A 12,140-nucleotide genomic window follows, 5' to 3' on the forward strand; every position below is an offset into this window, starting at 1 on the left:
GCTATGAGGCAAACAGGGCTTCGGCTCTACCGCGCGCGTTATGCACACGGTAGATCAGCAGATTTCCCGCTTCCGGCTCTCGCACCAGTTGCGTATCGTCGAGCCCACAGCAGGCGCTGGTCACAAACAGCGTATCGAAGTCGGCTCCGCCGAACGCGCAGCAGGTAGGCTGGCTCGCCGGTAACGGGAAGGTCTCGGATATCGCTCCGTCGGCGCCATAACGCACCAGCTGCGAAGCCCCCCAATGCGCATTCCACAGGTGACCTTCGGCATCTACCGTAGAGCCATCCGGGTGAACCCCGGCCGGTGTCCGCGCAAATAGGATTTTCTCCCCCAATTGCCCGCTCACGGCGTCAAATTCATATGAATAGATTTCATGGCGGGGTGAGTCTGCGAAGTACAGCCTATCCCCTGCGGACGACCAACTCAGGCTGTTGCTGATGCGGATATCCCCCAAGTGCTCGGTGACCCGGCCATCAGGGTCACAGCAGTACAGGTGTGCCTCGGGAAAACCGGACCGCGCAACATGGTCGCCGTTTTCAATCATCGCCCCCACCCAGAACCGACCCTGCGGATCTACCCGACCATCATTGAGACGCAGCTCGCGCTGGTCCGGCAGGCGGTACAGCCATTCCACTTCGCCGCTTTGCGGCTGGTAGCGCGCGATGCCGCTGGCGAAGCCGCAGATGAGCCAGTCGCTGTCCCGGATAAATCCGAAAGATGCCAGCCGCTCTTCGGTATCGAATACCTCGAGCGCATCCGTGGTCGGGGTATAGCGGTAAAGCCTGCAGCCAAGAATATCCGTCCAGTACAGCTGCTGGCGCTCGGGGTGCCACAGCGGGCATTCACCCAACTGGTTCGCCACTGGCAGAATGTTGACCAGCTCCAGCTCTACCTTTCCCTGCATGCCGGTTGCAGTTTCAGACACAATTTCAGACACGACCGCCATCCACAATCAATTGCTGGCCAGTGATTGCCCGTGAAGCGCGGGAGGCGAGAAACAATGCCGACTCCACCAGATCTTCGCCCTGGATCGGGAACTTCAGGCTCTGCTCCGCCAGGCACTCCTGCAACGCCTCTTCAGTAACCCACAGACGTTTCTGACGCTCGGTCATGATCCAGCCGGGGATCAATGCATTGACGCGAATACCCTTCACACCCAGTTCCCGCGCCGCCGCGCGGGTCAGGCCGACAATGGCGGTTTTCGCGGTGACATAGGCGGGGTAGCCGGCCAGCGCCAGATTGGCCGAGTTGGATCCCAGGTTGACGATACTGCCAGCGCCGGATTTCTCCATTTCCCGCGCCGCCCACTGCATGGCGAAAAACTGCGGGCGCAGGTTGGTATTGAGGGAGTCGTCCCACTGTTCCGGTGTCAGGCTGTCGATTGAGTGGCGCGTGTCGCGGGCGGCGTTGTTCACCAATACGTCGAGCCCGCCCATTGCCGCCACCGCATCCGCCATCGCCTGTTCAAGCGCAGCGAGGTCGCGAATATCACAGAGGCTGTAATGAGGGCGCTGGCCGGTCTTGGCCTCAATCTGATCGCATAACTGCGCCGCTGGCGCATCGCGCAGGGAAACAAAGCTCACCCGCGCGCCCTGCAGAGCAAACGCCGCGGTGAGATAGGCGCCAATACCCGAGCCGCCGCCGGTAATAAACACCCGCTTGCCTTCAAGGTCCCAGTAAGGGGTAATTTTCTCCAGCTCACCACTGGCAAACACCTGGTCGAAATCATCCATTTGCAGATCGTCATGGGACATAACTCATCACCTCTCTTATTTTCGGTCGGGTTTAAACATTCGGGCTCTGGTTGCCAGGGCCAAAGATACTGAATCCCCGCCTGCAAGTCGATTTATATTATTATTAAGACAAATAGAACGGGGCAACCTCGTTGCTTTTGATAGTATTTATCATATATATTTGACCAGCAGTACACGAGAATTGACGTTTTGTACGAAGCGAAGTCACAAAAATAGACCGACAGCACACCATAAGGATGAGAGCGACAATGATAAAGATCCACCACCCTCAGTCCGCCGTCAGCCAGGCCGCCTTGATGCTGGCACTGGGACTCACCACCTCCATCACCGTGGCGCAGGAGGGCAATGATGCAGCACTGAATGATGCAGCACTGGAAGAGATCGTTGTTACCGGCACCTACCAGAAGAGCCTGCAGTCAGCACTGAACCAGAAGCGCGACGCCAACAGTATTGTTGAAGCGATCTCCGCCGAAGACATCGGCCAACTGCCGGATGTCTCCATTACCGAGACACTGGCGCGCCTGCCGGGCCTGGCACAGGACCGCGATCGCGGCAACGGCAGCCAGATTTCCATCCGCGGCATGGGTGGCCAACTCGGACTCACCACCCTGAACGGCCGTGAAGTTGCCACCGTCGAAGAAGACCGCAATATCCGCTACGACCAGTTTCCTTCAGAGCTGATCAATGCCGCACAGGTATACAAATCCCCCACCGCCAGCCTCACCGAAGGCGGCGTATCCGGCACCGTCAACCTGAAAACGGTGGCTCCGCTGGATTACGATGAGCGCGTGGTTTCGATCAATTTTCGCGGCTCGCAACAAGAACTGGCGAGCGGCATTGACGACGCCATCAACAGTGGTATTGGCACCCGCTACAGTGTCGCCTTTATCGACAAGTTCGCCGACGACACTCTGGGTGTAGCCATCGGTATCTCCGGCCAGGAGCAGCCGATCGGCACCCAGCGCGCGGAACTCTGGAACTACGGCGACACCTGGCACAACACGCAGTGGAATGACGAAGAGGGCAAGAACGTCAACGCCCCGTGGGGTGGTTCTGCACTGGTGCGCGGCGGCAGCGACAAGCGCCTCGGCACCATGGCGGTGGTCGCCTGGGAGCCGAGCGACGCCTTCAGCCTGAGCTACGACTTTTTCTATTCCCGTCTGGAGATCGACGAGACCCAGCGCGGCTTCGACTTCGAGATAGACCCGGCGTACGCACGCCAGTGGGATATCATCAACAGTATCGACAGCCAGTACGCCAACTCGGACGCCGGCACTGTCGACCTGCTCAGCGGTCGCGTGGGCCTGAGTTCCCTGCGCAACCTGAACGAAGAGTTTACCCAGAAAGATTCCCTCCAGAGCCACGGCTTGGCGCTGGAGTGGAATACCGAGTCCTGGGTATTCGGTGCCGACCTCTCCTACTCTTCCGCCGATCGCGACCGCCGCTGGGCCTCTCTGCGCACCGCCAATACCAGCGAAGACATGTACGCCACCTTCGGTGCGACCGGCGACAACCGCATGACCTTTGTGCTCGACCCGGGTGTCAGCCTCACCGATCTCAGCCAGAACGTCATCGATAATATCGAAGTGCGCCCGCTGGCATCCGGTTCAGACACCATCAGCGCGATTGCCCTGAACGCGGATTACCTGTTCAGCGACGGTATTTTCTCCTCGGTGTCTTTCGGCACCCGCGTATCGCAGCGGGAAAAGAGCGTCGACGCCCAGCGCTGGGAGCAATTCGCCGTGGACGGCAACACGATTACCTCCGACCTGGTGATTGATGCCGCCGGCGAGGACTACTGGAGCGATCTGCCGGAATACCTGGCGCTCGACCGCGAAACGGTGATTGCCGATTACTTCAACGGCCTCACAAACCCCACACCGGGCGATCACAACGATCTGATGGGCAGCTGGGAGGTGAACGAAGACATCACCGCGGCATTTGTACAACTGAATCTCGACACTGCCATCGCCGGCATCCCGGTCACCGGTAACGTGGGTGTCCGCTGGGCGCGCACCGACACCGCCACCAGCAGCCACCAGATCACCCCGGCCGTATGGGTTGAAAACGCCGACGGTAGCTGGGCTGAGATTCCCGCCGAAGCCATCGCGGTCAGCACCGACAACCGCTACACCGATGTACTGCCCAGCCTGAACCTCAATTTTGGCGTAACCGAAGACAGCCAGGTACGCCTCGCGGTGGCCAAGACCATCGCCCGCGCACCGCTGGACTGGCTGAGCCCGGCGCTGGATCTGGGACAGGACCAGTGGGGCGCCAACCCCGGAGAGTCCGGCTCCGGCAACCCCTACCTTGAGCCCTTCCGCGCCAATCAGACGGACCTCAGCTATGAGTGGTACTTCGCGGAGAACAGCAGCGTCGCCGCCACCCTGTTCTACAAGGACATGGAATCGTTCATTTCTCGCGAAGCCGGCGCCGAAACCGTGGAATACGAAGGCACCGAATACAGCGTGTCGCTGCCGGTCAACGGCAGTGGCGGCTATATCCGTGGTTACGAGCTGATGTACCAGCAGCCCCTCACCTTCCTGCCCGGTTACCTCAGTGGCCTCGGTATTTACGCGAACTACGCCTTTACCGAATCCAACATCAAGCAGGGCACCCCGCTGAATGCCGCACCGTTCGGCCTCACCGGACTGTCTGAACATGTGGGCACCGCCACCCTGTGGTACTACATGAACGGCTTTGAAACCCGCGTTTCCTACAACTACCGCAGCGAATTCCAGCGAGACATCAACCGCGTCTCCGGCGAGGAAGGGGTCAACGCCGACGAGGGATATGTGGATCTCAGCATGTCGTACGAGGCGACGGAGAACCTGAAACTGCTGTTCCAGGTACAGAACCTCACGGACGAGCCCTACGAGGTGTACGGACTGGAATCCAACAACCCGTATCACATCAACAAGTACGAAGAATTTGGCCGCCGCTTCAGCGTCGGCTTCAACTGGAAACTGTAAGTTTCCGGTTGCTGGACTCTTCGTCACTGGACCGGGCGCCCCGCCGCCCGGTCCTTTCCATCTCGCCGATGCCTACTGAGTTTCTGACTGGAATCCCATGCGAAATCAGATTTTTTTGCTCGGCCTCGCCGCAGCGCTGGCCGGATGCCAATCCACCCCCACGATTAACTCCACCCCCACCAGTTCCACCGTTGCAGCGGAAGCCCCTCTGTTTTACGCCGGCGCGGACCTCTCCTACGTCAATGAAATGGAAGATTGCGGCGCCCGCTTTCTGGTCAACGGCGAAGCCCGCGACCCGGTACACATCTTTGCGGATGCCGGCACCAATCTGGTGAGAGTACGCCTGTGGCACAACCCGCGATGGACCAACTATTCCAACTTTGAAGACGCCGCCAAAATGCTGGCCCGCGCCAAACAGGCCGGCCTGCCGGTACTGCTGGACTTCCACTACTCCGACACCTGGGCCGATCCCGAAAAGCAGATTGTGCCCGCCGCCTGGGAACACATCGTGGGCGATACCGCGGCACTGGGCGACGCCCTCTACCGCTACACCTTTGATTCCCTCGCCGAGCTTGAGCGCCGCGGCCTGGTGCCAGACATGGTGCAGGTTGGCAACGAAACCAATAACGAGATTCTGCAAACCGCGGAGTCCATGCAGCACGAAACCATTGACTGGCACAGAAACGCCGCCCTGCTGGACCGCGGCTTGCAGGCGGTGGCGGATTTCAACCGACAACACAACACCGACATCCAGCGCATGCTGCACATCGCGCAGCCGGAGAATGCCCTCAGCTGGTTTGCGGATGCGGAAAAATACCTGCAACAGGATTACGAGCTGATCGGTCTCAGCTATTACGGCAAATGGTCCGAGTACAGTGTGTCTTCCGTGGGTGAGGCCATCGTCGAACTGCGGGAGAAATTCGGCAAAGACGTGATCATCGTCGAAACCTCCTATCCCTGGACACTGAAGAATTACGACCAGGCGGAAAACGTGCTCGGCAGTGACAGCCTGGTGCCCGGGTATCCCGCCACGGCGGAGGGCCAACTGCGCTACCTGGACGACCTCGCCAACACGGTAAAAAATGCCGGGGGCATCGGCGTGGTCTACTGGGAGCCCGCCTGGGTCAGCACGCAGTGCAAAACCCTGTGGGGCCAGGGCTCCCACTGGGAAAATGCCGGGATGTTCGACCCGGCAAGGCACAATGCACCGCTGCCGTCCCTGGCATTTTTCAAGCGTCACGCCACAACCCCTGCCGCGGAAATGGGTACCGATAAAAAATCCGCGATGAAGAACACCGAGGACAAACAATGAAATCCCTTGCCATAAAAAGTGGCCTGCTCGCCAGCGCGCTCGCTCTCGCCGCCTGCGGCCAGTCCGGCCCGGAGCAGAAACCGGAGCAAAATCGTACTGCCCTTACCATCAGCGCCGCGCAACACGGGATAGGACAGCCGACCAGTCTGAACATGGGCTGGGAGTTCACCCGTGCCGACGAGGTACTCACCAAGGAACAGGTGCGGCAATCCGCAGACTGGCAGAAGGTCGCCCTGCCCCACACCCCGCGTATCGAACCGCGTATTGTCAACGACCAGTGGCAGGGCGATGCCTGGTATCGGCGCACCATCGACACTGATGCCATAGACAGCAGTGGCGGCTGGGCCGGCAAACGGGTGTACATCGATTTTGAAGGGGCAATGAACGCCGCGGAAGTATGGCTGAACGGCGAAAAAATCGCGTCCCATCTGGGGGGCTACCTGCCGTTTACTGTCGATCTCAGCGATCACCTGAAGCCCGGAAAAAATCAGCTGCTGGTGCGTCTGGACAATCGCGATAACGAAACCACCGGTCCCAAGCCACTGGAAAAACTCGATTTCAATATGTACGGCGGCCTCTACCGCAACGCCTGGCTGCGGGTAGAGAATCCAGTGCATATCAGCGACCCGGTACACGCCGGTGAAGTGGCCTCCGGCGGCCTGTTCGTGCGCTATTCCCTGGTCTCCGAACAATCCGCGCAGGTGCAGGTACAGACCCACCTGCGCAACGGTGAGCACACCGGCGCACTGCGCATAGAGCACCGCCTGCTGGACGGAGACAAAGTAGTCGCCAGCGCGCAGCAGCAGATCCCGAGCAGCGCAGAAGCTGCGGTCACCGACAGACAGACGCTGTCCGTCGATGCCCCCAAGCTGTGGTCGCCGTCTTCCCCAAACCTCTATGACCTGCACACCCGTGTCTACGCGGGCGACGCACTGGTGGACGAAGAGCACACCCGCATCGGTATTCGCGAGTTCCGTCTGGAAAATGGCGAGCTGTTTATCAACGGGGAAAAAACGTTCCTGCGCGGCGTCAATCGCCATCAGGAATACCCCTATGTGGGTTATGCCCTGTCCGATGCGGCGCAGTACCGCGATGCGGCGCTGATCAAGGCCGCGGGTTTCGACTATGTGCGCCTGTCCCACTACCCCCACGCCAAGGCATTTATGCGTGCCGCTGACGAGCTGGGTCTGGTACTGCTGGACGCGGTGCTCGGCTGGCAGTATTACAGCGACAATCCCGCCTTTCAGGACCACGTGGTACAGACCTGCCGCGATCTTATCCGCCGCGACCGCAACCACCCCTCGGTATTGGCCTGGGAGTGCTCGCTGAATGAATCCTGGATGCCCGAGCCGTTTATCGACCGTCTGCACGCCGCGGTACACGAGGAATTCCCCGGCGAGAATGTCTACTCCGGCGGCTGGCAGAGCTACGGCTACGACATCTACCTGCAGGCCCGCCAGCATCGCCTGGATCACTATGAAGAGCCCACCAAACCCTACATCGTGTCCGAGTATGGGGACTGGGAATACTACGCCATGAACGCAGGCCTCAATCAGGACAGCTGGGGCGACCTGATGCAGGCCGACCGCTCCAGCCGCCAGCTGCTGGGCGACGGCGAAAAACGTTTGCAACAGCAGGCGCTCAACATCATGGAAGCGCACAACGACAACTTCAACACGCCCGCCTTCGCCGACGGCTACTGGGTGATGTTCGACTACAACCGCGGCTACGCCGATGACCTGGAAGCCTCCGGCATCATGAGCATCGAACGCAGACCCAAGTTCAGCTACTACTTCTACCAGAGCCAGCGCGACGCCGACGACTTTGCCGGCCCGCTGGCAGGTGGTTACATGGTGCATATTGCCAGTCACTGGCAGACGGATGCCAGCAGCAGCTTCTATGTCTTCAGCAACGCGGACGAAGTGGAAATTCTGTTGAACGGCAACGCCATTGCGCGCACCACACCGGACAGCCGCTTCAGCAACCTCAGGCACCCGCCATTTCACTTTGAACTGCCGGAATTTGTACCGGGCACTCTGGAAGCCGTGGCCTATGCAGGCGGCAGGGAAGTTGCCAGGCATCGCCTGGCCACCGCCGGCGAAGCTCGGCAGCTGGCGCTGAACGTCGACACCGCCGGCATCGCTCCGGTGGCCGGCGGCAAAGACCTTTTGTTCGTGCACGCCGCCCTGCTGGACAAAAACGGCAACCGCACCCACACCAACGGTATCCCGGTAACCTTCTCCGTTAGCGGCGATGCGGAACTGGTATCGCCGGCCGCACTGAACAGTGAAGACGGTGTAGCCAGCGCGCTGATCCGGGTGGGTGAGAAGCTGGACGGTATCGCCATTACCGCCAACGCTCCGCAGCTGGAAGCGGCGACGGTAAAACTGCCACTGAAGTGATGCTGAATAGCGCCGGGGTAACCCGGCGCTCTTGTATGCGTCAAACGATCACGCTGCAACTTTCGTAATCTTCGCTTCCAGCAGCGACAGCGCCTCTTCCAGCATATCGCGCATCATCACTCGCGCCTTTTCGCTCTGCCCTTCGCGGATGGCAACATAGATGGCCTGGTGATCGCTCACATCCGCCGCCGTTACGCCCTTGATCTGGTTGGTATGGCGAATGCTGAACCGCAGCGCGGTGGCACAGAAGGCGCGCAACTGGGTCAGGAAGCGATTTCCGCTGGCCGACAGAATTGCCGTGTGAAACGCGATATCCGCCTCCAGCGGGTCTTCCATTCCCTGCTCCGCCAGCCTCATCCGCTCCAGTGCCGCACCGATCCCCGCGATCCGCTCCTCATCCCCCAGCTGCGCCGCCAACGCCGCCGCTTCCGGTTCAATGGAAATACGCATCTGAATGAAATCCCGCAACAACAACAGGTTCGGGCGGCTCGCCAACAGCCAGTGCAGCACATCGGTATCAAACAGGTTCCACTCACTCTCCGGCAGAATGCGAATGCCCTGGCGGGGACGGGAGGAGAGCAGGCCCTTGGCCGCGAGCATTTTTACCGCCTCGCGGGTGGCACTGCGGGAAACCCCGAACATCTCCGACAGTTCCGCCTCCGAGGGCAGGGCGGCATTCGGGGGATAGCGACCGTTCAGAATATCCATCCCCAGACTGTGCACCACCTGCTGGGTCAGGTTGCGACCGGAATCCATTGCCATTACATACTCCCACCACTTGATTTAATATGACAAATCATACAGTAATCCATCCATGGCCACGAACGGGCGCGTTGCTGTTGCCAATGCCAGGAGGGAATCCCACAAAACGGCTTGCCTCACAAATAAGACATATTTATCATATAAAACAACTTTGAGTGATAGGGTGACACTCACCCTGCGATCAGGAATGGCAATTGAATGAGCAACGATAGCGACAAGCCCAATAACAAGGCAGAAAAGCCACGCCGCAGCCAGCTGAGCTACGGCAAGCTGGATAAAGACGGATTTATCCACCGCTCCTGGATGAAAGCCCAGGGCTACCCCGACCACGTCTTCGACGGCCGCCCGATTATCGGCATCTGCAACACCTGGTCTGAAATCACTCCCTGCAACTCTGGCCTTCGGGAAATCGCCGAATACGTGAAGCGCGGTATCTGGGAAGCCGGTGGCGTACCGCTGGAATTCCCGGTCACCAGCCTCGGCGAAACCCAGATGCGCCCCACCGCAATGCTGTTCCGCAACCTGCTGGCTATGGACGTGGAAGAATCCATTCGCGGCAACCCCATCGATGGGGTGGTGCTTCTAGGCGGCTGCGACAAGACCACCCCGGGCCAGCTGATGGGTGCTGCCAGCGTCAACCTGCCCACCATCGTGGTCTCCTCCGGCCCCATGCTGAACGGCAAGTTCCGCGGTCGCGATATCGGCTCCGGCACCGACGTGTGGAAATTCTCCGAAGCAGTGCGTGCCGGCGAAATGAGCCAGGAAGACTTCATCGCCGCTGAAAGCGGCATGTCCCGCTCCCGCGGCGTGTGCATGACCATGGGCACCGCCTCTACCGTCTCCAACCTGGTGGAGGCCATGGGCCTGTGCCTGCCCTACAACGGCTCCATCCCCGCGGTGGATGCCCGCCGCCAGGCTATGGCGCATATGAGCGGCCGCGAGATTGTGCGACTGGTGCGCGACGATGTGCGTATGAAAGACATCGTTACCAAGGACTCTCTGATCAACGCGATCAAGGTGAACGCCGCCGTGGGTGGTTCCACCAACACCGTGATGCACCTGCTGGCGCTGGCCGGACGCCTGGAAATCGACCTGCAACTGGAAGACTTCGACCGCTACAGCCGCGACCTGCCGCTGCTGGTAGACCTGATGCCGTCGGGGCGCTTCCTGATGGAGGACTACCACTACGCGGGCGGCCTGCCTGCGGTGATGAAAAAAATCGCCGGCTTTCTGGAGCTGAGCGCAGCGACCGTCAGCGGTGTCTCCCTCGGCGAACAGATCGAACACGCCGAGTGCTACAACGACGACGTGATCCGCGATATCGACAACCCGGTGAAGGAAAACTCCGGCATCTGGGTACTGCGCGGCAACCTTTGCCCCCAGGGTGCCATCATCAAACCAAACGCGGCCTCCCCCGAATTGTTGAACCACACGGGCCGCGCCGTGGTGTTTGAGTCCATTGAGGATTACCACGCGCGCAAGGACCTGCCGGAGCTGGATATCGACGAGTATTGCATCATGGTGTTGAAGGGGTGCGGCCCCAAGGGCTATCCGGGCATGCCGGAAGTGGGCAACATGGCGCTGCCGAAAAAACTGCTGGAAAAAGGCATCAAGGACATGCTGCGTATTTCCGACGCGCGCATGAGCGGTACCGCCTTCGGCTCGGTCATCCTGCACGTGGCCCCGGAAGCCAGCGCCGGTGGCCCGCTGGCGGTGGTGCGCGACGGTGATCTGATTGAGTTCAATGGCGAAGCCCGCAGCCTCAACCTGAAAATTTCCGACGATGAACTGCAGGCGCGCCTCGAAGTGTGGCACGCCAACAAACCGGCTCCCACCTATCACCGCGGCTACGCCAAACTGTATGTCGACACGGTGCTGCAGGCGGACCAGGGCGCAGATCTGGACTTCCTGGTGGGCGGCTCCGGTGACGAAGTCTCGCGGGAATCCCACTGATGTCTGCGATCAATACCGACATCACCGCGGACGGCAGACAGGGGTTTATCGCCATTGACTGGGGCACCAGCAGCTTCCGCCTGCGGGCGCTTAACGAACGGGGTACGCTGGTGGCGCAGTCGGATTCCGCCAACGGCGTCTCCCGCCTCGACCGCGACGGCCTGCTGCCCTTTTTACAGGCAGAAATCGCCGGGCTGCCCGATGCGGCGCGTGCCTATCCCGTCATTCTGTGCGGCATGATCGGCTCCAATATCGGCCTGCGGGCTGTGCCCTATGCGCAGTGCCCGCTGGACCCGGCCACGCTGGCAGACCAGATGGCGTCAATTTCCGCAACTCAGGACGAGTCCCCCCGGATGCACATCGTGCCCGGCGTCTGCGCGCGCGGCGCAACCGGCGAGCTGGAAGTCATGCGCGGTGAGGAAACCCAGATCATCGGCTGGTTGCAGCAAGCAGATGCAGCGCAGAAACAGCGAAGCCTGTTGTGCCTGCCGGGCACCCACGCAAAGTGGGTACAAATCCGCGATGGCCAGATACACGCATTTACCACCGCCATGACCGGCGAGCTCTATGCACTGCTGAGTGAACACAGTGTGCTGGTGCAGGGCGAACAGCAATTCGACGACACCGCATTCCTTGCCGGTGTAGAAGCCAGCCGCAGTGACTCAACAAGCAGTGGCGCCCTGCTGCAGCAGTTGTTCAGCGCGCGCACCCGCGTACTGGACAGCAAACTGCATCCGCAACACAGCGCAGCCTATCTATCCGGGTTGTTGATCGGCAGCGAGATCCGCCACGCCGTCGCCGGAGAAAATCATCCCCCTGCAGTGCAGCTGATCGGTTCGGAGCGGATTACCCGGCTGTACCGCCAAGCGCTGCAAAGTATGGAAATAGAGTGCCACTGCCACGACGGGGAGTCCCTGGCGCTCGCGGGTCTCGCTTTTTTTGCACGCCAGCTCGCCCCCCGACAAACCGCTCCCGCATAGAC

The 12,140-nt window shown here is 60.4% G+C and carries 8 protein-coding genes; 5 read left to right on the top strand and 3 right to left on the bottom strand.

Translation table 11 applies throughout. The features are described 5' to 3' along the window. Position 1: 1 nt before the first annotated feature. Positions 2–940, bottom strand: a complete 939-nt coding sequence (locus GNX18_RS08105) for an SMP-30/gluconolactonase/LRE family protein (RefSeq protein ID WP_166216915.1) — start codon at positions 938–940, stop codon at positions 2–4. Next, on the bottom strand, positions 933–1,757 hold the full coding sequence (locus GNX18_RS08110; protein ID WP_205828096.1) for an SDR family NAD(P)-dependent oxidoreductase: 825 nt from the start codon (positions 1,755–1,757) through the stop codon (positions 933–935). Before GNX18_RS08110 ends, GNX18_RS08105 begins: the two co-directional genes overlap by 8 nt. Positions 1,758–2,005: 248 nt before the next feature. Here GNX18_RS08110 and GNX18_RS08115 point away from each other — a divergent pair, with 248 nt between their 5' ends. The 3 genes from GNX18_RS08115 (at position 2,006) to GNX18_RS08125 (ending at position 8,443) form a co-directional block, all read left to right on the top strand. Next, a complete protein-coding gene (locus GNX18_RS08115) occupies positions 2,006–4,729 on the top strand; it encodes a TonB-dependent receptor (RefSeq protein ID WP_166216918.1) in 2,724 nt (907 codons plus the stop codon). 97 nt (positions 4,730–4,826) lie between these two features. Beyond that, positions 4,827–6,041, top strand: a complete 1,215-nt coding sequence (locus GNX18_RS08120) for a glycosyl hydrolase 53 family protein (RefSeq protein WP_166216921.1) — start codon at positions 4,827–4,829, stop codon at positions 6,039–6,041. Continuing rightward, positions 6,038–8,443 carry a glycoside hydrolase family 2 TIM barrel-domain containing protein gene (locus GNX18_RS08125; RefSeq protein WP_166216924.1) on the top strand — a complete coding sequence of 802 codons (2,406 nt, stop codon included), beginning with the start codon at positions 6,038–6,040 and terminating at the stop codon, positions 8,441–8,443. The genes GNX18_RS08120 and GNX18_RS08125 overlap by 4 nt, the downstream gene beginning before the upstream one ends. A 48-nt stretch (positions 8,444–8,491) precedes the next feature. Here GNX18_RS08125 and GNX18_RS08130 read toward each other — a convergent pair whose 3' ends face one another. Beyond that, a complete protein-coding gene (locus tag GNX18_RS08130) occupies positions 8,492–9,205 on the bottom strand; it encodes a FadR/GntR family transcriptional regulator (protein ID WP_138234064.1) in 714 nt (237 codons plus the stop codon). Positions 9,206–9,403: 198 nt separating this feature from the next. Between GNX18_RS08130 and GNX18_RS08135 the strand changes: the two genes are divergently transcribed. Together GNX18_RS08135 and GNX18_RS08140 are read left to right on the top strand one after the other, a co-directional pair. After that, positions 9,404–11,158, top strand: coding sequence for an IlvD/Edd family dehydratase (locus GNX18_RS08135; RefSeq protein WP_166216927.1), 1,755 nt, complete (start codon positions 9,404–9,406; stop codon positions 11,156–11,158). Beyond that, positions 11,158–12,138, top strand: a complete 981-nt coding sequence (locus tag GNX18_RS08140) for a 2-dehydro-3-deoxygalactonokinase (protein ID WP_166216930.1) — start codon at positions 11,158–11,160, stop codon at positions 12,136–12,138. The genes GNX18_RS08135 and GNX18_RS08140 overlap by 1 nt, the downstream gene beginning before the upstream one ends. The last annotated feature ends 2 nt before the right edge of the window (positions 12,139–12,140 follow it).

Source organism: Microbulbifer sp. SH-1 (genome assembly GCF_011326135.1).
In the GTDB taxonomy this organism is placed as follows: Bacteria; Pseudomonadota; Gammaproteobacteria; order Pseudomonadales; family Cellvibrionaceae; genus Microbulbifer; species Microbulbifer harenosus.

Excerpts from the sequence above, each read along its gene's own strand:
- GNX18_RS08110 (WP_205828096.1), bottom strand. The coding sequence starts at position 1,757 with ATGTCCCATGACGATCTGCAAATGGATGATTTCGACCAGGTGTTTGCC.
- GNX18_RS08140 (WP_166216930.1), top strand. The coding sequence starts at position 11,158 with ATGTCTGCGATCAATACCGACATCACCGCGGACGGCAGACAGGGGTTT.
- GNX18_RS08120 (WP_166216921.1), top strand. The coding sequence starts at position 4,827 with ATGCGAAATCAGATTTTTTTGCTCGGCCTCGCCGCAGCGCTGGCCGGA.
- GNX18_RS08125 (WP_166216924.1), top strand. The coding sequence starts at position 6,038 with ATGAAATCCCTTGCCATAAAAAGTGGCCTGCTCGCCAGCGCGCTCGCT.
- GNX18_RS08115 (WP_166216918.1), top strand. The coding sequence starts at position 2,006 with ATGATAAAGATCCACCACCCTCAGTCCGCCGTCAGCCAGGCCGCCTTG.
- GNX18_RS08135 (WP_166216927.1), top strand. The coding sequence starts at position 9,404 with ATGAGCAACGATAGCGACAAGCCCAATAACAAGGCAGAAAAGCCACGC.
- GNX18_RS08130 (WP_138234064.1), bottom strand. The coding sequence starts at position 9,205 with ATGGCAATGGATTCCGGTCGCAACCTGACCCAGCAGGTGGTGCACAGT.